Here is a 19,834-nt window from a genome sequence, read left to right as displayed (position 1 = left end):
TCCGTTCACCTTTGATTCGGTCTCCAGTTTCCTTCTTGGATGCGGAAATGTCAACTCTGTTGGCCTACGGGGGTGGCCCCCATATGGCATCCTGACAGTGTGGATCACGAGGATGTCGACCGCGAGCACCCCGATTCCGCCGGAGAGGGCCTGGTCCGGGCCGCGAAGGCGTATCGAAGGACCGAGAAGGCGCACGAAGAGGCGCGTCAAGAACTCAAACGGGCGGCGGTGCGGGCGATGGCCGCGGGGGTCAAGCAGGCCGAGGTGGTCAAGGTGACCGGGTGGACCCGCGAATACCTGCGCCGGCTGCGGAAGGATCGCAAGGACCGGGGCCACGACTGAGGCCGGGCTCCCTCGGGGGCCCGGCCTCGGTCGTGTGCGCCCGTCGCGCCCGGACGGGGTGGGTCAGGCGTTGTCGAGGTCGTCCAGGTTCTCGAGCTCGGGCAGGTCGGACAGACGGGCCACGTCCTGGAGCGGGCACAAGACGTGCCGCTCGACGATGTAGGTGGTGCCGGACGCGTTGAACACGTGCCCCGACACGGGGGCGTCGATCCGGGAGAGATAACGCCGCTGGGTGGGGATCAACCGGGCGATGTACGGCTCGTCGCAGCGCGTGCAGACGGCCGGTGTCGCGGTCGGCGAGGCCGACGCGTAGCGGTCGAGCGCGTGCACGAGCCGATCGGCCAGGTGCGCGGCGGTGCGCTGGGTGGTGGCGACCCGGGTCGGGTCGCCGGCCTCGCGGGACTCGGCGCAGGCGCGCATCGCGTCGCCGATCCGGCGCAGCGCGACCTTGTGGAACGGCGGTGCCTCGCTCGCGAGCGCGTCCGCGCGGTCGGCGATCGAACCGGCGGAACCGGCGAAGGCGGGATGCCGTTGGGCGCCTTCCGCGCCCAGGGCCGAGACATCGGCGGCAAGGCCGCGCAGCGCGGCCACGTGCTCTGGCGTCAAGCTCATGGTGTGCCGTTCCTTTCTGCCGTCCGACGGGAGGCAACCCGTCCATAGTGAACAGATTCGATCGATAAACGCCATGGAATGTGACGATCGGCACGTTGGTGCCCGGTTTGTGGATGTTTGTCGAGCGGTAAACCCGCGCGACGCCCGCCGCCGGGGATGCCGGGCGGGTGCGCCCATCGACGACCCGGGTCGGTCTCGTGTGAGGTCACGCCGGCGAGGCGCCACGGCATTTGTAACGGTCTCGGCGACGAAACCGTTACGCAATGGCCGAAAAGATCCCCTTGTGACCGGCAAAGCCAGGGGAGGAGAGTCTCGACCAACATCGTTCTAGGGGGAAATGCATGCGCACCTTCAAAGTCGGGCTGATTGCGGTGATTCTGACCTGCGCGGTCGGCGCCTGTGGGAGCGACGGGGACGGCAGCAGCTTCGGTCTCGGGGAACCGAAGGACACCAAGAGCGCGACCGGGGAGAGCACGCCGACGGGGAAGACCCCGACGAGCCGGGCCACCGACGACGACACGCCGGCGCCACCCGTCAGCGAGCGCCCGACCACGACCCGCCCGCGCACCACGGCGCCCAATCCGCCGGCCTCGACCGGTGCGAGCGGCGGTGGCAGCGACTGGAGCTCGCTCTACTCGACGAACTTCCTCAACGGCTGCCTGAGCACCTCGGGCAACAATACGAAGTACTGCCAGTGCGCGTTGACCGAGCTGAAGAGCAAGTACAGCCAGGCTCAGATGAACGCGTTCGACCAGGAGTACGCCCGCACCAACAAGCTGCCGAGCGAGTTGCAGTCCACCGTGCAGAAGTGCCTCAACAGCTGAGCACGCCGAACCTCAGCCGGGCCGCGCGGGGGCGTGGCCGCCCGGCGTGCACGAGCGGTCCCGCCGCCGACCCCACGTGGCCGGCGGCGGGACCGCTCGCGTTCCGTCGCCTGGTCGCGGGATCGCGGGATCGCGGGATCGCGGGATCGCGGGATCGCGGAGTCGCCGGGTGCCGGGTCGCTCAGTGCGGGATCGCGTCGATCAGCGCCCGGGCGCCTCGGGCGAGTAGCTCTCCGGCCACCGCGACGCCGAGCTTGTCCGGCTCGCAGCCGTGGTCGGTGGCCTCCAGTGTTCGGCCGCCATCCGTCGCGTATACCGCCGCGTGCAGGGTCAGACCGGTCTCGGTGCCCGTGCAATAGGCGGCGATCGGGCTGTGGCAGTGACCGCGCAACTCGCGCAGCAGCGCTCGCTCGGCGGTGACGCAGGCCCGGGTGGGTGTGTCGTCCAGGGCTCGCGCGGCGGCCAGGGTGGGCGCGTCGTCGATCCGACACTGCAACGCCAGGACGCCCGCGCCGACCGCGGGCACCATCTGACTGGTGGTCAGGATCTGGGCGACGCGCAGCCCTTCGCCGATGCGCTCCAGGCCCGCGACGGCCAGGATCAGCGCGTCGAACTCGCCCGCGTCCAGTTTGGCCAGCCGGGAGTTCGCCGAGCCGCGGATCGGTACCGGGGTCAGATGCGGGTGGTCGCGCCGCAGTTGCGCCGCGCGGCGGACCGAACTGGTGCCCACCCGGGCGCCGGGCGACAGGTCGGCCAACCGCGCGCCGACCACGCAGTCGTGCACGTCGTCGCGGGGCAGGTAGGCGGCCACGGTGAGCCCGTCGGGCAGCGGTACGTCGCCGGGCATGTCCTTGAGGCAGTGCACCACCAGGTCCACCTCCCCGTCGAGCTGGGCGCGGTCGAGTTCCTTGACGAACGCGCCCTTGCCGCCGAGTACGGCGAGGCTGCCGCCCCAGCGGTCGCCGCTCGTGGACAGCGGGACGATGGCGGGTTCGTGCGGGTGTCTCGGCAGCAGGGAGGCGACGAGCCGAGCCTGGGCGAGGGCCATGGGGGAGGACCGGGTACCGATGCGGAGCTGCATGCGCGACACGCTAGGGCCGTGACGCGCGCGGGACCGCATTTCGCCCGAGCCCGATCCCCCGAAGGTGGGACGCCGATCCGCGCACCGCCGGAACGAAACGGACGCATCTTCCATTCGGCGCAACCGCCGTGTCCTTCGGGTGCGGCGCCGCGTTGGCGAGTCGGGTCCTCCTCGGCGTTCGGGACCGCCACTTCGAGGCACCGTGACGTCGAGGCACCGCCACTTCGACAAAAGGAACCGTTCCATGCAGCGCATCGTCCGCGGTCTTCTGGTCAGCACGGCCGTCATCGCGACCCCCGTCGTCGGCGCGACCGCGTCGGTCGCCGCACCGGCCGGCGCCGAGACGCACCGGGTCCAGGCGGACACGATCGACACGGCGGGCGGCCTCTGCGGCAACGGCGCCGACCTGCTGGGCTTCATCAACCCGGCCTTCGGCCAACGCTGCTGACACCGACGACACACGCCTCCGCCGGACGGCCTAGACGGCCGGCTCCGCGAGCAACGGGGTCAGCACGTCGCGGAGCCGACCCTCGGAGACCCTGCCGATCACCGACGCGGCGATCGCGCCGGAGCGGTCGAGCACCACGGTGTTCGGGAGGGCCGCGGCGTTGACGTACGTGCCGAACCGGAGGACGTTGCGGTTGTCGGGGTCCCACAGGCTCGGGTAGCCGATGCCGAAGCGGGTCTCGAAGGCCCGCGCGTTCTCCCGGGTCGACTCGCTGGTGTTCAGGCCGACGAACTCCACCCCGGAAGGCCGCAGATCGGCGTAGACCCGTTGCAGGGCCGGAGCCTCGCCCCGGCACGGGGCACACCACGAGGCCCACAGGTTCAGCACCACGATCCGGCCGCGCAACGACGCGATGTCGAGGCGTTCTCCGGTGAGCGTCTCGCCGGACAGGTTCGGCGAGAGGGTGCGCTCGCCCGCGGGGATCCTGCGCACGCCGTCCGCGGAGATCACCGCCGAGTCCTTGGCGTCCGGCGCGCCGAAGCCGGCGCAGCCCGCCGACAGCAGGATCAGCGCGAGTGCGATCGGGATCTGCCGCCGGGCGCGAGGAAGTCGCATGCCGTGATCGTCCCATCGGCCCCACCCGCCACACGCACAGGGGCGGGGCGGCCCCGATCCACCGCCGGAGCCGGCACGGTGCCCGAGGCACCGGACCCGCCCGAGCCGCCGCACGGCGCACCCGAACGACCGCGTCGGTCGGGGCCGTGACTCCCCGGCCGACGCGGCCGTGTCCGAGGGGGCGAGCCGCACCGCGTCGACCCGGGCCGAGGGGCGGTCGCCCCTCGGCCCGGCGTACGGTGCCGCGGCCCCGGTGGCCGGGCTCGTGCCTAGAGCGCGACTTCCGCACTCAGTGGCAGGTCGCCCAGCGAGCGACCGACGCGCAGCGTGTACGTGCCCGGTGTGGTGACCCACGTCGCGCCCTGTTCGTCCCAGCGGGCCAGGGTGCGTGCGTCGATCTCGACCGTGGCGGTGACCCGGGCACCCGGGTCGGCCTCGATCGAGGCGAACCCGATCAGGCGGATCGGCTCCGGCCGGCCCATCAGCGTGCCGTCGGCGGTCTCCAGGTACACCTGCGCGACCTCACGGCCCGCCCGCTCGCCGGTGTTGGCCACGGTGACTTCCACGGTCACGCCGCTCGCGTCGCCCTTGACCGTCACGCCCTCGTACGCCCAGGTCGTGTACCCCAGACCGTGCCCGAACGGGTACGCGGGCGCGGCGTCGCCCAGCGCCCAGGCGCGGTAGCCGATGTTGCTGGACTGCTCCGCGTAGTGGTGCTCGTTGTCCACCCGGGCGGTGGAGTACACCGGCACGTCGGCGGCGGCAGCCGGGTAGGTCGTGGGCAGCCGACCGCCCGGCTCGGCCACGCCGGTGAGCACGTCGCCCAGCGCGGCGCCGCCCTCCTGACCGGGGAGCCACGCCCACACCACGGCGGCGACCTCGTCCCGCCACGGCATCAGCACGGGCGAGCCCGCGTTGACCACCACGACGGTCCTGGGGTTGACCGCCGCGACCCGCCGGACCAACTCGTCCGAGCGGCCGGGCAGGGCCAGGTCCGCGCGGTCGAAGCCCTCGGACTCGATGTCGTCGGTGGTGCCGACCACGACCACCGCGACGTCGGCGGCCCGCGCGGCCTCGACCGCGGCGAGCAACTCGGCCTCCTCGGACCGGCGCGGGTCCGCCCAGCCCAGACCGAGCGCGGCCATGAAGAACTGCCCGCCCTGGCTGAAGTCGACCCGGATCTCCACCGGCGTGCCGGCCGTCGCCTCGACCTCGATCCGGGTGGCCTCGGGGCGCATGATCGTCTCGATCACGTCGGTGCCCTCGGGCGCGGTCATGTCCACGGTGCGGGTCGCGCCGTCGATGGTGACCTCGAAGCGGCCCGCGCCGCGCACGTCCAGAATGTTGGTGCCGGACACGGTCGGGGTGACGCTCACCCGCAGCCGGATCACGGTGGCTCCGGCCGGGACGTTGTCCGGCCAGAACATCAGGCTGGAGCCCAGCCGGTGCTCGGAGGAGAGCACGGTGCCCTCGGCGTCGAGGAACTCGGCGCGCAGGCCCGGCTCGCCGCTCTCCGGGTCGCGGGCCGTCTCGAGCGAGAGGTCGGCCAGCGCGCGGTGGGTGAAGGCGCCCTTGGTCAGCGTCAGTTCGACGCTCTCGCCGAGCGCTTCTCGCAGGCCGTCGGGGATCGAGACGACATGCGAGGGGTTCACATGCGCGCTGCCGCCGCCCTGCGCGGACAGCCGCAGCGCGTTCGGCCCGATCAGCGCGACGCGGGAGAGCGTCGAGGGGTCGAGCGGCAGGGTGCCGTCGTTGCCGAGCAGCACCATCGCCCGCGCGGCGATCGCGCGCAGCGTGGCGACCGCGTCGTCCGGAGTGGTGGTCGTGGCCGGGGTGCGCTCGCCCAGCACGCCCACGCGCGCCGCGAGGCGCAGGATCCGGGTGACCCGCTCGTCGATCAGCGACTCGGCGACCCGGCCCTCGCGCACGGCGGCGAGCAGCGGCTCACCCCACACCTCGGTCGGGCCGGGCATCGCGATGTCGGTGCCGCCGGCCGCGGCGGCCTCGGTCGAGCGAACCGCCATCCAGTCCGAGATCACCACCCCGTCGAAGCCCCACTCGTCCTTGAGGACACCGTTGACCAGTCGCGAGTTCTCGGTCATCGTCTCGCCGTTGACCTGGTTGTACGCGCTCATCACCAGCCACACCCGGCCGGTGCGGACGGCCTCCTCGAACGGCACCAGGTAGACCTCGCGCAGCGAGCGCTCGTCGATCCGCGAGTCGTAGGACATCCGGTCGTCCTCGGTCTCGTTGCCCACGAAGTGCTTGATCGTGGCACCGACGCCGGCGGACTGCACACCCTCGATGAAGGCGGTCGCGATCCGCGCGGTGAGCAGCGGGTCCTCGGAGTAGCACTCGAAGTGCCGGCCGCCGAGCGGGCTGCGGTGCAGGTTCACGGTCGGCGCCAGCAGGACGTGGATGTCCTTGTCGCGGGTCTGCGCGCCCATGACGAAGCCGGCCCGCCGGGTGACCTCGGGGTCCCACGCGGCGGCCAGCGCGCTGGGGCTGGGGAACAGCAGCGAGGTGTCGCGCTCGTCCCACGTGACGCCGCGCACGCCGACCGGGCCGTCGGACACGCGCAGCTTGCGCAGGCCGATGCTCGGGATCTCCGGGAGCGACCAGAAGTCCTCGCCGACCACGAGGGACAACTTCTCCTCGAGGGTCAGCCGTGCCACCAGGTCGCGCAGCTCGTCGTCCGTGGCCTCGTTGCCGGTGGGTGTGGTGTGAGACGCCATCGTCTGCCTTCCGCTCGCGTTCCTGATCGACCCGCATCCCGGGGTGACCCCCCGCTCGGGCCGACCGGGGATCCGTTCGTACGGTAACCACAAAAACCTATTGCGCGGTAGCTTTGTTATCTTGACGTGACACACACCTCGACGAGCCCGTTTCGGGACACGGCAGGATGAGCTCATGGACGCGCAACGGGACGAGATGCCCGGCACCCCGACCCCGACCCCCGCCCGGGCCACCCGGGCGCGACCGCGCGGGCGCGGCTACGCGTCCGGCGATGCCCGGCGTACGCGCATCCTCAACATCGCGCTCCAGGAGTTCGCCGAGAACGGCTATCGGGGCACCTCACTGGCCCGGATCGCCGAGCGCGCCGAGCTGACCCAGGCCGGCCTGCTGCACCACTTCCGCAGCAAGCAGGAACTGCTCGTGGCGGTGCTCGACCTGCGCGACCGCATGGACATGGAGCACCTGGACGTGGGCGTGCTCCCGCTCGGCGGCGAGGCGGCCCTGGCCAAGCTCGTCGAGCTCGCCGAGCACAACCGCAACATCCCCGGCCTGGTCCAGCTCTTCACCGTGCTCACCGGCGAGGCGGTGACCACCGACCACCCCGCGCACGGCTGGGCCCAGGAGCGCTACGCGGTGCTGCGCGCGAGCCTGACCGCCTCCCTGGAAGCCGGACGGTCCGGCGGCGAGCTGCGCGCGGACATCGATCCGCACGCGGTCGCGGCGCAGGTGTTCGCGATGATGGACGGCCTGCAACTGCAATGGCTGCTCGACCCCGAGCACGTGGACATGGCGACGCTGTTCCACGACTACGTGGAACAGCTTCTGCGCCGCATCCGGGCCTGAATCCCCGGGCGCGGGCCGGCGCGGCCGGGCCCGGATCGCCGCCGGGCCCCACGGCCCGGGACCCGCACGGCCGCGCGGTCGGGAGCTACACGGCCGCGCCGGTCGCGCCCTCGCCCGCGGTCAGCTCGCGCAGCACCGCGCCCAGGTCCCAGTTCGAAAGCCCGGCCAGCGCCTCGCGGAAGACGGTCAGCCCGAACAGGTCGCCCCGCGCGGTCATCCGGCCGGTGGCCAGCGCCTCGCGCGGCGCGTGGCGATCGTTGAGCAGGATCACCCGGCGCGCGGTGTCGTAGTCCATGTGCACGATCAGGTCCGGGCCCGGCAACAGCCCGGGGCGGACCAGAACGCGCCCCTGGAAGACGTCCAGGTGCAGCTCGGCCGGGTCGTCCCGGTCGGGCACGTCGCTCACCACGATGTCCACGATCGCCGGATGCGGCGTGCGCTTCTCCGGATCGGGGGTGATCAGCCGGCTGAGCCGGGACACCGCCGCTATCCACGCGTCCGACATGAAGGGGTGCCGATCGAGCGCGGGCTCCTCGTCGTCGACCGGCTCCGGGCCGCCCCGGGTCGGCGCGGGCTCCTCGCGCAGCACCTTCCCGAGTTCCTCGCCGAGCCGGCGCGCGGCCGTGCGGCGCATGGCCCGGGCCAGCTCCGCCTCCACCGCGCGCAGCGCCAGCGGACGCATCCGGCGGATCATCTCCGCCGTCTCGTCCGCGTCGCCGTCGGCGGGCAGCAGGTGCGACTCCATCAGCCGGCCGAAACCCTCGGCCACGTGCTCCATCGCCGCGCGCAACATCCGGAGCTGCTCGGTGACCGCGGCCACCGGCACACCCGCCGCGTGCAACTCGGCACCCACCGCGAGTTCGCGCGGACTGGGCACCCGGAACACGGTCAGCGAGTCGTCCTCGGGTTCGAGCAGGCCCAGCCGCACCGCCCCCGCGAGCGCGACCGGATCGGACAGGCCGCCGAACATCGCGATCAGCTCGGCCCGGGTCATCCGCTCCGGCGCCTCGTCGCTCCATGGACCGCTCGCCTCGGCGACCAGGCCGAGCACCCCACCGAGGCTGCGCCCGCCATCCCAGGCGTCGAGCAGCTCCTTGATGCTGACCAGGCTGTACCCGCGCTCCAGCAACTGGCCGATCAGCCGCAGCCGGCCCAGATGGCCGTCGTCGTACAGGGACACCCGTCCTTGTCGCCTCGGCCGCGGCAACAGCCCGCGATCCTGGTACGCCCGTACGTTGCGTACGGTCGTGCCCCCTTCGCGGGCGAGGTCCTCGATCCGGTACTCCGCCAACCTCGTGCCTCGCGATCCTCGTGCCCCGTGTCCGCGGCCAACGTAATGCAGATGCGTTCGAGGTTCGATCACACGGTGACCCGAAAGGCGCGGGAAAAGCCCGGAAACGACGTGCCGGCGGTTCGCGGGCGGGCGGACCGGGCGGACGGCGGTGGTCAGGGAATCACGACGACCGGTCGCTTGGCGTGCTTGACCAACCGGCACGCGACCGAACCGAAGATGCGGCTGGCCAGCCCGGTGGACCCGCCGACCACGATCGCGTCGGCGGTGAACTCGCGCGCGACGTCCTCGATCTCGTGGCAGATGTCACCCCCGCGCTCGACCAGGATCCACGGCACGTCGCTGAGGTGATCCGCGCACGCCAACTCGAGACCGAGGGCCTCGGAGCGACTGTCCGGCACATCGATGAAGACCGGCGGCTCGCAGCCGGCCCACACGGTGGCCGGAATGCGGTTGGCCACGTGCACGATCACCAGTCCGCCACCGAGTCTGCGCGCCATGCCGGACGCGTACGCGAGCGCACGCTCGCTGGACTCGGACCCGTCGAAACCGACCACGACAGGGTGTTGGAACGCGGGATCGCGCTGATGAGGAGAGTCGGGACGGAGCAACGGTGTGCCGTCCGGAAGGTCACTGAACTCGAAAGCAGCCATGGGAATCGGGCGTCTTTGCTGTGGAGGGGCGCCTCGGGGCTTCCTGAACCAGATTACTGCGCCGACCCGCACATTCGAAGTGCCAACCGGGGTTCTCCCGGACAAAAAAGACACCACGACGCGTGCCGGGCGGGGCATGAAGCGTTCCGCCGGACCACGCACGGGGATGGCGCCCCCGACAAAGCCTCGGCGAGACACGCACATTAGCCGGACAACGCCCTGAATGGGGAGACCCGCGAGGCCGTGTGGGTGATCGTGATCCGGTCGCGGTCGGTTCGCGACGCTCACGGAGGGCGGTCGGCGGCCCCGGCGCGTGCCCCGGATCGGGCCCGTTCGGGCCGGCCGCGGGGCCGTTCGGGCGGGCGTCCGGGACCGTTCGGGGGTGCGCGCTGACGCCGCAGGAGGGAACGGGCGTTACCCCGGACCCCGCCCGAGCGTTGGTCAAGGCGACACCGTGCGTCCGGGCGACCGCGCGAAACGGGCGGCGATCCGCAGGTTGGACGCCGACCCTCCCTCACGCCGACCCGCGCCGCGGCGCCGACGTCGAACCTGTCTGACGGCCCGTCACGCGCCGGGCCGTCGGCGGGTTCGACGTACTTCCGGACGCGTGCGTGTCGCGGCCCCGGCACCCTCGCCGGGCGGCTCCGGCGGCTCCGGCTTCTCCGGGCACTCCGGGCGGGACGGCACGGCGGCGGGATCGCACGGCCGCGCGGGCCTCACATGGTGAGCAGCACGCCGCCGTAGGCCGCGCCGGCGATCAGCCCCCAGGACGCGAAGCCCAGGAGCAGCGCGCGCCAACCGGTACGCACCAGCCGGCTCAGGTCCACCATGCTGCCCAGGCCGAACAGCGCGGCGGCCAGCAGCAGGTCCTGCGCGGTGCCCGCGACCTCCAGCGCCGAGGCGGGCAGCAGGCCGGTGCCGCGCACGGCGACCATGGCCAGGAAGCCGACCACGAACAGCGGCATCAGCGCCGGCCGCCGCGTGCCCTCGGGGCCGGTGTCGCCGCCCCGCGCGGCCCGGCGGCGCAGCGCGTACCCGGTCCCCACGACGATCGGCGCCAGCAACAGCACCCGCATCAGCTTGACCACGACCGCGGTGTGCAACGCGACCGGCCCGGCCACGCCGCCCGCGGCGACCACCTGGCCGACATCGTGCACGCTCGCGCCGACCCAGCCGCCGTAGCGCACGGCATCCAGACCCAGCGGTGCCTGGAGCAGCGGCAACACGCCGATGGCCAGGCTGCCGCACAGGGTGACCAGCGCGACGGCGGTGACCACGTCCTCCTCGTCGCTGTCGCTGACGCCGTTCATCGCGGCCACGGCGGACGCGCCGCAGATCGAGAAGCCGGTCGCGATCAGCAGCGGCTGATCACCGGGCAGGCCCATGCGCCGCCCCAACCACCGGGTGCCGAAGAAGGTCAGCACGACCACCACGATCACCATCGCCACCGGCGCGAAGCCGAGCCCGACGATGTCGCCCAGCGCGAGCTTGAGCCCGAGCAGCACGATGCCGGCGCGCATCAGCCGTTTGCCCGCGAAGCCCAGTCCCGGTGCGGTCGCGGCGGGCAGCGCCCGCACGTTGGCGGCCAGGATGCCCAGCGCGACGGTGACGGTGAGCATCGGGAGCTGCGGCCAGATTCGGTGCGCACCCCAGCTCGCGGCCACCGCCACCGCCGCCGCGAGCAGCCCCGGCCACAAGCGCGACCGGTTCGTCGCGGCGGTGGCCGGAAGTTGCTCGGGGTGGGCGCGGTGCGCGGCCGTCAGGGTCATGATCACCACCCTCGGCCCGCCCGCCTCGCGCGGGTAGCGGTCGCTTGCCTGGTAGGTCATAGGGTTTGGCTATGAGCTCGCCGGCGCGCCCCTCGGACCGACTGCCCGACCTGTACACCCTCGAACTGCTCGTCGCGGTGACCGAGAGCGGCAGCCTCGGCAGCGCGGCCCGCCGGTTCGGCATCAGCCAGCCCTCGGCCAGCGCGCGGATGCGCACCCTGGAGCGGCGGCTCGGGGTGCGGCTGCTGGAGCGCAGCACCACCGGCTCGGTGCCCACCGCGGCCGGGCTGGTGATCACCGACTGGGCGCGCGGCGTGCTCGATCAGGCGCACGCGCTCGTGGAGGGCGCGGCGGCGCTCAAGGCCCGGCAGCAGGACCGGCTGCGGGTCGCGGCGAGCCTGACCGTGTCCGAGCACCTGGTGCCCGGCTGGCTGACCATGCTGCGCGAGGCGGTGCCCGGGGTGCACGTGGGGCTCCAGGTGACCAACAGCCTGCACGTGATCGCGGCGCTGCGGGCGGGCGAGGCGGATCTGGGCTTCGTGGAGGGGCCGTGGGTCCCGCGCGACCTGCAGTCGGCGGCGGTGGGCCGGGATCGGCTCGTGGTGGTGGTCGCGCCGACCCACCCGTGGGCCCGGCGCCGACGTGCGATCGCCGCGGCCGAACTGGCCGCGACGCCGCTGCTGCTGCGCGAGGCGGGCTCGGGCACCCGGGAGACGCTGGAGCGGGCGCTGGCGGCCTACGACGGAGTGGCCGTCCCCGCACTGGAGTTGGGCGCGACCGCGCCGCTGCGCTCGGCGGCGATCGCCGGGTCCGCGCCGGCCGTGCTGTCCGATCTCGCGGTGCGCGAGGACCTTGCCGAGGGGCGCCTGGTGGCCGTCCCGGTGGCCGATCTGCCCGCGCTGGACCGGGTCCTGCGGGCGGTCTGGCCGCGCGGTCGGGAGCTCCCGGAGGCGGCCCTGCACCTGCTGCACGCGGCCCGCCGACGCCCGGGAGCCTGACCGCGGAAGCGAATGTCGATAAGTTCCGCGATGTGACCACCGTCACAAACGTGCATATCTACATAACGTCACGTAGAGAACACCATGCATAGACAAGGTAAGAGAGAGTAAGTTCCGATCTTGGGTTACGTGAGTGACGCCTGTGACCTACTGGGGCGTGAGGGGTGAAGGGGGCGATCGGGGCCATGAGCAGGATCGACAGCCGCAAGGACCGGCGACGGGGGCGAGCCCGGGTGGCCGATGCCGACCACCCGGCCGCGCCCGACGCGGTCGACGCCGTCCCGGTCGGCGACGAGGACACGGCGGTGATCGTCGCGGCGTCCACTGTGCTGTCCGAGGCTCCGCCCGAAGGCGACTCGATCGAGGACGACGCCGACCTCGCCGACGACATCGACTTGGACGGCGAGTACGACCCCGACGCCGAGGGCGTGCTGGCCCCGGGGCGAGAGCGCCCGCTGCTCGGTCGGCGCCGCCCGGACACGATCGCGGTGCTGCTGTTCGCGAACTCGCCGATCCTGGAGAGCTCGATCCCGATATCGGTGTTCGGCGTGGATCGACGCGACGCCGGCGTGCCGAACTACCGATTACTGGTGTGCGCGGCCGAACCCGGACCGCTCCGTACCACCGGCGGCGTCGAACTGATCGCGCCGTACGGCCTCGACGCCCTCGCCCGGGCCGGCACCGTGATCGTGCCCGCGTGGCACTCGCCGTCGCGGATGCCGCCGCCCCCCGTCCTGGAGGCGCTGCGCCGGGCGCACCGCGAGGGAGCGCGGATCGTCGGCCTGTGCGGCGGCGCGTTCGTGCTCGCCGCCGCCGGCCTGCTGGACGACCGTCCGGCGACCACCCACTGGATGTACGCGCCCGCGCTGGCCAAGCGCTACCCGAAGGTCCGGGTCGACCCGCGCGAGCTGTACGTCGACGACGGCGACATCCTCACCAGCGCCGGCACCGCGGCCGGCATCGACCTGTGCCTGCATCTGGTCCGCCTCGACCACGGTCCGGACGCGGCCAACGCGCTCGCCCGGCGGCTGGTCGTCCCGGCCCACCGGATCGGCGGCCAGGCCCAGTACATGGACCTGACCCTGCCGGAGGAGATCAGCGGCGACCCGCTGGCCACGGTCATCTCGTGGGCACTGGAGAACCTGGCCGAGCGCTTCGACATCGAGCAGTTGGCGACCCGCGCGTACATGAGTCGGCGTACCTTCGACCGGCGCTTTCGCACGCTCACCGGCAGTGCCCCGCTGCAATGGCTGCTCACCCAGCGGGTGCTCCAGGCCCAGCGGCTGCTGGAGACCACCGATCTCCAGGTCGAGGAGATCGCCCGTCGTTGCGGGTTCCGTTCGCCGGTCGCGCTGCGCGGCCACTTCCGCAAACAACTGGGTGTCCCGCCGGCTTCCTACCGGGAGACCTTCCGCACCCGCAGCCCGGAGGAGACCGGGGACGAGGAGGTGTGTGCCCGGGCCGTAGGGTGACCCTATGAACGACCGCTTGGTCTGGATCGACTGTGAGATGACCGGACTCGACCTGTCCCGGGACGCGTTGGTGGAGGTGGCGGCCCTCGTCACCGACTCCGAACTCAACATCCTGGGTGACGGTGTCGACGTCGTGATCCGCCCGCCCGCCGAGGCGCTGGCCGGCATGCCCGATGTGGTGCGCAAAATGCACACCGCTTCAGGTCTGCTGGAGGAGCTGGAGGCGGGCGTCAGCCTGGCCGAGGCCGAGGCCGAGGTGCTCGCGTACATCAAGAAGTACGTCCCGGACGGTCGCAAGGCGCCGCTGTGCGGCAACTCGATCGGCACCGACCGGGGCTTCCTCGCCCGGGACATGCTCGACCTGGAGGGCTTCCTGCACTACCGGGTGATCGACGTCTCCTCGATCAAGGAACTGGCCCGCCGCTGGTATCCCAGGGTCTACTTCCAGAGTCCGCAGAAGGCCGGCAACCACCGCGCGTTGGCCGACATCCACGAGAGCATCGAGGAACTGCGGTACTACCGCGAGGCGATCTTCGTCCCGGATCCCGGTCCGGACAGCGACACCGCCAAGGCGATCTCGGCCAAGTACGGGCACAAGCCGGCCGAACGGGCCTGAGAATCGGCCCGGGCGCGGGGTCCCGGAAACCCTGCGGCGAGCAGCCTCCGCGAGCCTGTACACTTTTCCTCGCCGGGACGGAAACGCCTCGGCGATGGTGGGTGTAGCTCAGCTGGTAGAGCACCTGGTTGTGGTCCAGGAAGTCGCGGGTTCAAGTCCCGTCACTCACCCCATACGAGGTCCCGAGACACGCGAGTGTCCCGGGACCTCGCTCGTTGTGCGCCGATTGTCGCCCCGATGCTCGGTGCCGCGCCCGATGTCGGCGTTCGCGTTGTGTGCGGCGCCGCACGCGGCGTAGCGTGCGGTCACCAAAGCGTCACGCACGCGTCATCGGGAGGTTTCGATCATGAGCACCGGCGAGTCCGAGCAGCCGTCGCGGCAGCAGTTGGACGACGAGAAGGCCGCGCTGTACGCCATGGACATCAGCGGTGTCACGTGGATCGGCTACGGCGAGGACACCACCGGCGAGGGGATCGTGGAGACCGCCGAACTGCCCGGCGGCGGCATGGCGATGCGCAACTCGATCCACCCGGAGGGGCCGATCCTGCGGTTCACCGAGGGCGAGTGGACCGCGTTCGTGCTCGGGGTGCGCGACGGCGAGTTCGACCTGGACCGGCTCGCCGAGCCGCTGCCGGAGCAGCGCGGCTGACGCCTGGTCCGAACCCTCGCCCGACACCGCGCCCGAGCCACACCTGACGCTTCGTCAGGCAGGTTCGCGCGTCATTGTCAGCCATTTCGCCCGTTTGGCAACCTGTGTACCGGTTACTCCTCGGTGGACGTCCACCGACGGAGGGAGACCCGTGTCCACAGCCACCTCCGGGGTGGAGATCAGCGCGGTCGGCCTGGCGGCGCACGGGCCGGACGGCACGATCTTTCGCGACGTCCGGCTGACCGCGCCCGCGGCCGGCCTGACCGTGCTCGTGGGACCCGCCGGCGCCGGCCGCACCTCGCTGCTGCTCGCGCTCGGTGGCCGGTTCCGCACCCACTCGGGCAGCGTGACCGTCGCGGGCAGCCGCGGTGCCGCGACCGCCCGGGCACACACCGCGCTCGCCCGCGCCCGGCCCGGCCTGGACCTGGAACCGCACCTGTTCGTGTCCGAGACGGTCGCCGAACGCCGGGCCATCGGCGGCGACCGGCCCACCGAGTCCGCGCTGACGCGGATGTACGACCTGCTGCGGATCGATCCGCCCGGCCACGTCCTGGTCGAGCACCTGGCCGCGGTCGAGCAGTTGTTGTTCTCGGTCGCGCTGGCCGCGGCCACGCATCCGGGCGCCGTCCTGGTGGACGACGTGGACAGCGGCATCGCCGGCGCCGATCTCTCCCGCGCGTGGCGGGCCCTGCGCGAGCTGGCCGACACCGGCGTCACGGTCGTGGCCACCGCGACCGAGGCGCCGCCCGGCGCCGACGCGGTGGTGGACCTGCCCGGACACCACCTGTACCCGAGAGGCGGTATCGCCTGATGGGTGTGCTGCGCCTGGCCTGGTTCGAACTACGGCGCTTCCGGGGCCCGTTGCCCCGTCTGGTCCCGGTCACGCTGATGCTGGTGCCGACCCTGTACGGCGCGCTGTACCTGTGGTCCAACTGGGATCCGTACGGTCGGCTGAACCAGGTTCCGGTCGCGTTCGTGAACGAGGACCGGCCGGTGGACGTGGGTGGGCAGCACCTGGACGCGGGCGGTCGGCTGACCGAGGTGATCCGGACGGACCGGAACTTCCGGTGGCGGGTCACCGACGCGCAGGACGCCCGCGAGGGACTCGAGGACGGCGATTACCACTTCGTGGTCACCGTGCCGGCGGACTTCAGCGCGACGCTGGCGACCACGACCACGGCGCAGCCCCGGCAGGCGAAGTTGTCGATGACCCTCGACGACGCCAACGGCTTCATCATCGGCAAGATGGCCGAGGTCGCCAAGACGCAGCTCCAGCAGCAGATCTCGGCCACCACGCAGAGCACCCTGGTGCAGCAGGCGTACGGGCAGACCGGAGCGCTCAAGGAGCAATTGGCCCGCTCGGCGGACGGCGCGCGGCAACTGGCGGGCGGCGTGGATGTCGTGCCGCCGGATCAGGTGCGGCAGGGCGCCGAGCAGCTCGCGGGCGACCTGGACGCGTTGAACGCCTCGGTGCCGGCCCCGCCGCCGGCGCAGGACGCCGCTGCCGACGCGCGGGTGCTCGGGGCGCCGGTGGTGATCGAGGTGACGAACAGGCATCCGGCGGTGTTGTACGGCCGGGGACTGGCGCCGTTCTTCTTCGGCATCGCGCTGTGGGTGTTCGGCCTGGTCGGGTATCTGCTCCTGCGGCCGTACAACCCGCGCGCGCTCGCGGGCCGGGCGGGCGCGGTCAAGGTGGCGATCGCGGGCTGGTTGCCGGCCGCGGCCCTGGGCCTGCTCGGCGCGTTCGTGCTGTACGCGGTGGTGCAGCTCGGGCTCGGCCTGGACGCCGACGATCCGGGCCTGAGTCTGCTGCTGGTCGCGCTGGCCGCGGTGACGTTCGTGGCCATCGCGCAGTTCCTGCGGGCCGCGCTCGGCGCGGTGGGCGACGTGCTGATCCTGGTCCTGCTGATGCTCCAGCTCACCTCGTGCGGTGGGCTGTACCCGGTGACCACGACACCCGAACCGTTCCAGGCGCTGCATCCGGTGTTGCCGATGACGTACCTGGTGAACGGGTTGCGGGTCACCCTTACGGGTGGCGAGGGCGAGCGTTTGGCGGTCGCCTTCGCGGTGCTCGGCGGGTATCTGGTGGTCGCGCTGATCGCGACCACGTTCGTGGTCCGACACCGGCGGATGTGGACGATGACGTCACTGAAACCGGCCGTGGAGTTGTGAGCACGCACTACTGATGGCTCAATGTGCTCCCCCGTACGGTTGTACCGGGGGAGCGCAACCGCGTCGGCTCCGTGCACGTCGCCCACAATCAGGGGGTACCGCGGGTTTGCCACCTGTGGTGGAGGAGGGAGAATCAGCGGCGATGAACGAGCAGGAGATACAGAAACTGAGGGCCGAGGCCGAGACCCGGGTGCGGGAACTCGGGCCCGATCACCCCGGTTCGCTCGACGCGCGCGCCGCGTGGGCCCGGGTGGTCGGTGACGAGGGCAGGCCCGCAGAGGCCGCTCGGATGTTCGGCGAGCTCGCGGGCGACTACGCGCGCGTGCTCGGCGCGCAGCATCCCGACACGCTCCTGGCCCGGCACAACCATGCCTACTGCCTGGGTCTGTCCGGGAACGCGGTCACCGCCGAGTCGCTGGCGCGGGACGTGGCGGCCGATTGTGTCCTGGTGCTCGGTCAGGACGATCCCGAGACGCTGAACGTGCGTGCCGGGTGGGCCCGGTGGATCGGCGAAGCGGGTGACGCCGCGGGCGCGGCCCGGATGTTGCGACCAATCGTGGAGGAGGCGACCGACGCGCTCGGGCCGGTGCACCCGGACACGCTGACCATCCGGCACCAGCACGCGCATTGGGTGGGTCGGTCGGGCGAGACGATCCAGGCGGCCCGGTTGATGGCGGCCGTCGCGGACGAGCGCGGCGAGGTGCACGAGCCGGACGACCCCGCGGCGCTGACCGCCCGTCACGACCGCGCGATGTGGGCGGGGGAGGCCGGCGACGTGTCGGTGGCCCGGGACGCGCTGATGCGACTCGTCGAGGACGCCACGCGCGTGCTCGGGCCGGACCACCACGACACGCTGGTGATCCGGCACAACCACGCGCACTGGACCGGCGAGTCCGGCGATCCGATGGGCGCCCGGACGCTGCTGACCCAGTTGGTCGCGGACTGCGCCCGAGCGCTCGGCGAGCAACATCCGGACAGCGAGAACGCCCGGCGTGGGCTGATGTGGTGGACGTACGGCCCCAAGGCCAACGATCCGGCGCCGGTGTTCGCCACGGCGGTGGGCAACACCTCGGTACGGGCCGGGCGGCCGGCGAAGGATCCCAAGCCGCCGAAGCCGCCGAAGCCGGCCAAGGCGGCGAAACCGCCGAAGCCGGGTCGGTTGTCGAAGGCGAAGCGGCCCGAACGGGCTGCTTCGGAGGCCGGCGCGCCGAGGCCGGCCGCGCCGGCGGCGGCCGGCGAGGTGGTCTCGGTGGGAGCCTCGGTCGCCGTGCCCTCGTCCGCGGAACCGGACGGGGACGTCACCGCTTTCGCCCCGATGGCCGGGCTCGCCCCGGACACCGAGGAGAACGCGGCGGTGTCGGCCGCGCCGGGCGCCCGGACCAGCCCGACCAAGGACGCGGACGTGGATCCGGATGCCGACGTGGACATGGACGTGGAGGCGGGTCGACCGGTCGCCGAGGTCACCGCGAAGACGCCCGAGCCCGCGGAGAGCGCGGTGACCCGGGTGACGAGCGTGGCGCCCGACGACGAGCCGACGCACGTCAGTCCGCCGGCTCGTCCGGCGGAGCCGGAGACGGAGGCCGCCGCGGTGACCGAGTCGGACGAGCCGGACGAGCCGGACGAGCCGGACGAGTCCGCCCGGGGATCGGCCGGGAAGCTGGACAAGAAGAAGTAGTCACGACGTGTGCGGGGCGCCACCGGATGGGTTCGGTGGCGCCCCGCACGCGTGTCCGACCGGTGGATCGCGTGTCGGCGTTCCGGCCCGGGAACGGCCGTACCTCGACGCCGGTTCGCGATGGGCCGGATCGGCCGCGAACCGACACCCGGGTCGGCGTCGATGGGAGCCTTGGGTACGGACGTTGCGGGAGTGTGCCGGCGCTGTTTCTGACGGGTTGTCAACGATCACTTTGGACCGTCATATGTACGCAACGTGATCGAAACGGGGAAGAGTCAGGATACAAGGGCAGGTCGATGGAGGAGGTGTCGCGTGCTGTACCGACTGAGGGTGTCCCTGCCGGATCGGCCCGGATCACTCGCGCGGGTGACGCAACTGCTGGGCGCGGCGGGCGCCGACGTGATGCAGATGACCGTGCTCGAACAACACGGCGGTCGCGCGGTCGACGAGTTCACCGTCTCCTGGGCGGGTGAGCGGGACATCGCGGCGCTGGTCGCGGCGATGGAGCGATCGGTGGGCGTTCGGGTCGAGGGCTGCTGGGCGGCCGGCGAGGTGCCCGGGGCGGCGCCGGAGCTGGACGTGCTCGGCCAGGTGGCGCGCGATCCGGGGCGGGCGGTGGCCACGCTGATCGACGCCGCGCCCACGCTCTTCCACGCGGACTGGGCGGTGGCCACCCGGGGTGGGCGCGGCCGGCAGTTGGTGCACCAGAGCTGGCGGGCCCCGGAAGCCCCGGCGCTGCCCGCGCTCACCCCGATGCGTCCGCTGGCCTTCGCCTACGAGGGTGACGCGAGCGGCCACGGCGCGGCCGCACCGATCGGCGCCTCGTGGCTGACCCTGTACGTGGTCCGCCACGAGGGCCCGGCCTTCCACCGCACCGAACTCGAACGCCTCGGCCGCATCGTCGACGTGGCCCTCGGCGTCCTCGGCGACCGAGCCGCCGCCAAGGCCACGGGAACGACCACGCCGTAACCCGACCCGCCACCACCCGGCGGCCCGCCCCGTTTCGACGCCTTCGAGGGATTGCCGGTGGTGGTGGGT

At 72.4% G+C, this 19,834-nt stretch carries 19 protein-coding genes and 1 tRNA gene; 13 read left to right on the top strand and 7 right to left on the bottom strand.

Annotated features, from left to right (window positions below; translation table 11 throughout):
• The first annotated feature begins 99 nt into the window (after nt 1-99).
• Nucleotides 100-342, top strand: a complete 243-nt coding sequence (locus OG948_RS13135; RefSeq protein WP_395863159.1) for a hypothetical protein — start codon at nt 100-102, stop codon at nt 340-342.
• 63 nt (nt 343-405) lie between these two features.
• Here the strand turns inward: OG948_RS13135 and OG948_RS13130 are convergent, their stop codons facing one another.
• The gene (locus tag OG948_RS13130) at nt 406-954 is read right to left on the bottom strand and encodes a hypothetical protein (protein ID WP_406296414.1); all 549 of its coding nucleotides are present in this window, start codon (nt 952-954) and stop codon (nt 406-408) included.
• Nucleotides 955-1,295: 341 nt separating this feature from the next.
• Between OG948_RS13130 and OG948_RS13125 the strand changes: the two genes are divergently transcribed.
• Nucleotides 1,296-1,778, top strand: coding sequence for a hypothetical protein (locus OG948_RS13125; RefSeq protein ID WP_406296412.1), 483 nt, complete (start codon nt 1,296-1,298; stop codon nt 1,776-1,778).
• 181 nt (nt 1,779-1,959) lie between these two features.
• Here OG948_RS13125 and hemC read toward each other — a convergent pair whose 3' ends face one another.
• The gene (gene hemC / locus OG948_RS13120; protein WP_406296411.1) at nt 1,960-2,859 is read right to left on the bottom strand and encodes a hydroxymethylbilane synthase; all 900 of its coding nucleotides are present in this window, start codon (nt 2,857-2,859) and stop codon (nt 1,960-1,962) included.
• 244 nt (nt 2,860-3,103) lie between these two features.
• Here hemC and OG948_RS13115 point away from each other — a divergent pair, with 244 nt between their 5' ends.
• Complete coding sequence (locus OG948_RS13115; protein WP_406296409.1) at nt 3,104-3,307, top strand: hypothetical protein; 204 nt, start codon at nt 3,104-3,106, stop codon at nt 3,305-3,307.
• A 30-nt stretch (nt 3,308-3,337) separates the two neighbouring features.
• Here OG948_RS13115 and OG948_RS13110 read toward each other — a convergent pair whose 3' ends face one another.
• Both OG948_RS13110 and OG948_RS13105 read right to left on the bottom strand, forming a co-directional pair.
• Nucleotides 3,338-3,922, bottom strand: a complete 585-nt coding sequence (locus OG948_RS13110) for a TlpA family protein disulfide reductase (protein WP_406296408.1) — start codon at nt 3,920-3,922, stop codon at nt 3,338-3,340.
• A 269-nt stretch (nt 3,923-4,191) separates the two neighbouring features.
• Nucleotides 4,192-6,657 carry a beta-glucosidase gene (locus OG948_RS13105; protein ID WP_406296406.1) on the bottom strand — a complete coding sequence of 822 codons (2,466 nt, stop codon included), beginning with the start codon at nt 6,655-6,657 and terminating at the stop codon, nt 4,192-4,194.
• A gap of 175 nt (nt 6,658-6,832) precedes the next feature.
• Here OG948_RS13105 and OG948_RS13100 point away from each other — a divergent pair, with 175 nt between their 5' ends.
• A complete protein-coding gene (locus OG948_RS13100) occupies nt 6,833-7,501 on the top strand; it encodes a TetR/AcrR family transcriptional regulator (RefSeq protein ID WP_406296405.1) in 669 nt (222 codons plus the stop codon).
• 85 nt (nt 7,502-7,586) lie between these two features.
• On the opposite strand, the gene OG948_RS13095 is transcribed toward OG948_RS13100, so the two are convergent.
• The 3 genes from OG948_RS13095 to OG948_RS13085 form a co-directional block, all read right to left on the bottom strand.
• The gene (locus OG948_RS13095; protein ID WP_406296403.1) at nt 7,587-8,864 is read right to left on the bottom strand and encodes a MerR family transcriptional regulator; all 1,278 of its coding nucleotides are present in this window, start codon (nt 8,862-8,864) and stop codon (nt 7,587-7,589) included.
• Between the two features lie 83 nt (nt 8,865-8,947).
• Nucleotides 8,948-9,445 carry a universal stress protein gene (locus OG948_RS13090; RefSeq protein ID WP_020550635.1) on the bottom strand — a complete coding sequence of 166 codons (498 nt, stop codon included), beginning with the start codon at nt 9,443-9,445 and terminating at the stop codon, nt 8,948-8,950.
• 716 nt (nt 9,446-10,161) lie between these two features.
• Nucleotides 10,162-11,274 carry a YeiH family protein gene (locus tag OG948_RS13085; protein ID WP_406296401.1) on the bottom strand — a complete coding sequence of 371 codons (1,113 nt, stop codon included), beginning with the start codon at nt 11,272-11,274 and terminating at the stop codon, nt 10,162-10,164.
• A gap of 11 nt (nt 11,275-11,285) precedes the next feature.
• Here OG948_RS13085 and OG948_RS13080 point away from each other — a divergent pair, with 11 nt between their 5' ends.
• The 9 genes from OG948_RS13080 to OG948_RS13040 all read left to right on the top strand — a co-directional run bounded on the left by OG948_RS13080 (nt 11,286) and on the right by OG948_RS13040 (nt 19,765).
• A complete protein-coding gene (locus OG948_RS13080; protein WP_406296399.1) occupies nt 11,286-12,212 on the top strand; it encodes a LysR substrate-binding domain-containing protein in 927 nt (308 codons plus the stop codon).
• Between the two features lie 185 nt (nt 12,213-12,397).
• Nucleotides 12,398-13,684: a GlxA family transcriptional regulator gene (locus tag OG948_RS13075; RefSeq protein ID WP_406296396.1), complete on the top strand. Its 1,287-nt coding sequence runs from the start codon at nt 12,398-12,400 to the stop codon at nt 13,682-13,684.
• A gap of 4 nt (nt 13,685-13,688) precedes the next feature.
• On the top strand, nt 13,689-14,300 hold the full coding sequence (gene orn / locus OG948_RS13070) for an oligoribonuclease (protein ID WP_406296395.1): 612 nt from the start codon (nt 13,689-13,691) through the stop codon (nt 14,298-14,300).
• A 97-nt stretch (nt 14,301-14,397) separates the two neighbouring features.
• A tRNA-His gene (locus OG948_RS13065) sits at nt 14,398-14,473 on the top strand.
• A 173-nt stretch (nt 14,474-14,646) separates the two neighbouring features.
• The gene (locus OG948_RS13060) at nt 14,647-14,949 is read left to right on the top strand and encodes a DUF397 domain-containing protein (protein ID WP_020550640.1); all 303 of its coding nucleotides are present in this window, start codon (nt 14,647-14,649) and stop codon (nt 14,947-14,949) included.
• Nucleotides 14,950-15,100: 151 nt separating this feature from the next.
• Nucleotides 15,101-15,760, top strand: coding sequence for an ATP-binding cassette domain-containing protein (locus OG948_RS13055; protein ID WP_406296394.1), 660 nt, complete (start codon nt 15,101-15,103; stop codon nt 15,758-15,760).
• Nucleotides 15,760-17,121: a YhgE/Pip domain-containing protein gene (locus OG948_RS13050; RefSeq protein ID WP_406296392.1), complete on the top strand. Its 1,362-nt coding sequence runs from the start codon at nt 15,760-15,762 to the stop codon at nt 17,119-17,121. The genes OG948_RS13055 and OG948_RS13050 overlap by 1 nt, the downstream gene beginning before the upstream one ends.
• Before the next feature lie 142 nt (nt 17,122-17,263).
• Entirely contained in the window at nt 17,264-18,796 is a 1,533-nt protein-coding gene (locus tag OG948_RS13045) for a hypothetical protein (protein ID WP_406296391.1), read from the top strand.
• A gap of 312 nt (nt 18,797-19,108) precedes the next feature.
• Nucleotides 19,109-19,765 carry an ACT domain-containing protein gene (locus OG948_RS13040; RefSeq protein ID WP_406296389.1) on the top strand — a complete coding sequence of 219 codons (657 nt, stop codon included), beginning with the start codon at nt 19,109-19,111 and terminating at the stop codon, nt 19,763-19,765.
• Nucleotides 19,766-19,834 lie beyond the last annotated feature (69 nt).

This window comes from Embleya sp. NBC_00888 (genome assembly GCF_045207655.1).
Taxonomy (GTDB): Bacteria; Actinomycetota; Actinomycetes; order Streptomycetales; family Streptomycetaceae; genus Embleya.
The sequence above is the reverse complement of the archived record's forward strand: the minus strand, read 5'-3'. Positions and strand labels throughout refer to the sequence as shown.

Bases quoted from the DNA above. Each gene is read 5' to 3' on its own strand.
- OG948_RS13045 (WP_406296391.1), top strand. From the start codon at position 17,264: ATGAACGAGCAGGAGATACAGAAACTGAGGGCCGAGGCCGAGACCCGG.
- OG948_RS13100 (WP_406296405.1), top strand. From the start codon at position 6,833: ATGGACGCGCAACGGGACGAGATGCCCGGCACCCCGACCCCGACCCCC.
- OG948_RS13050 (WP_406296392.1), top strand. From the start codon at position 15,760: ATGGGTGTGCTGCGCCTGGCCTGGTTCGAACTACGGCGCTTCCGGGGC.
- OG948_RS13075 (WP_406296396.1), top strand. From the start codon at position 12,398: ATGAGCAGGATCGACAGCCGCAAGGACCGGCGACGGGGGCGAGCCCGG.
- OG948_RS13125 (WP_406296412.1), top strand. From the start codon at position 1,296: ATGCGCACCTTCAAAGTCGGGCTGATTGCGGTGATTCTGACCTGCGCG.
- orn (WP_406296395.1), top strand. From the start codon at position 13,689: ATGAACGACCGCTTGGTCTGGATCGACTGTGAGATGACCGGACTCGAC.
- OG948_RS13115 (WP_406296409.1), top strand. From the start codon at position 3,104: ATGCAGCGCATCGTCCGCGGTCTTCTGGTCAGCACGGCCGTCATCGCG.
- OG948_RS13085 (WP_406296401.1), bottom strand. From the start codon at position 11,274: ATGACCTACCAGGCAAGCGACCGCTACCCGCGCGAGGCGGGCGGGCCG.
- OG948_RS13105 (WP_406296406.1), bottom strand. From the start codon at position 6,657: ATGGCGTCTCACACCACACCCACCGGCAACGAGGCCACGGACGACGAG.
- OG948_RS13130 (WP_406296414.1), bottom strand. From the start codon at position 954: ATGAGCTTGACGCCAGAGCACGTGGCCGCGCTGCGCGGCCTTGCCGCC.
- OG948_RS13090 (WP_020550635.1), bottom strand. From the start codon at position 9,445: ATGGCTGCTTTCGAGTTCAGTGACCTTCCGGACGGCACACCGTTGCTC.
- hemC (WP_406296411.1), bottom strand. From the start codon at position 2,859: ATGCAGCTCCGCATCGGTACCCGGTCCTCCCCCATGGCCCTCGCCCAG.
- OG948_RS13110 (WP_406296408.1), bottom strand. From the start codon at position 3,922: ATGCGACTTCCTCGCGCCCGGCGGCAGATCCCGATCGCACTCGCGCTG.
- OG948_RS13080 (WP_406296399.1), top strand. From the start codon at position 11,286: ATGAGCTCGCCGGCGCGCCCCTCGGACCGACTGCCCGACCTGTACACC.
- OG948_RS13060 (WP_020550640.1), top strand. From the start codon at position 14,647: ATGAGCACCGGCGAGTCCGAGCAGCCGTCGCGGCAGCAGTTGGACGAC.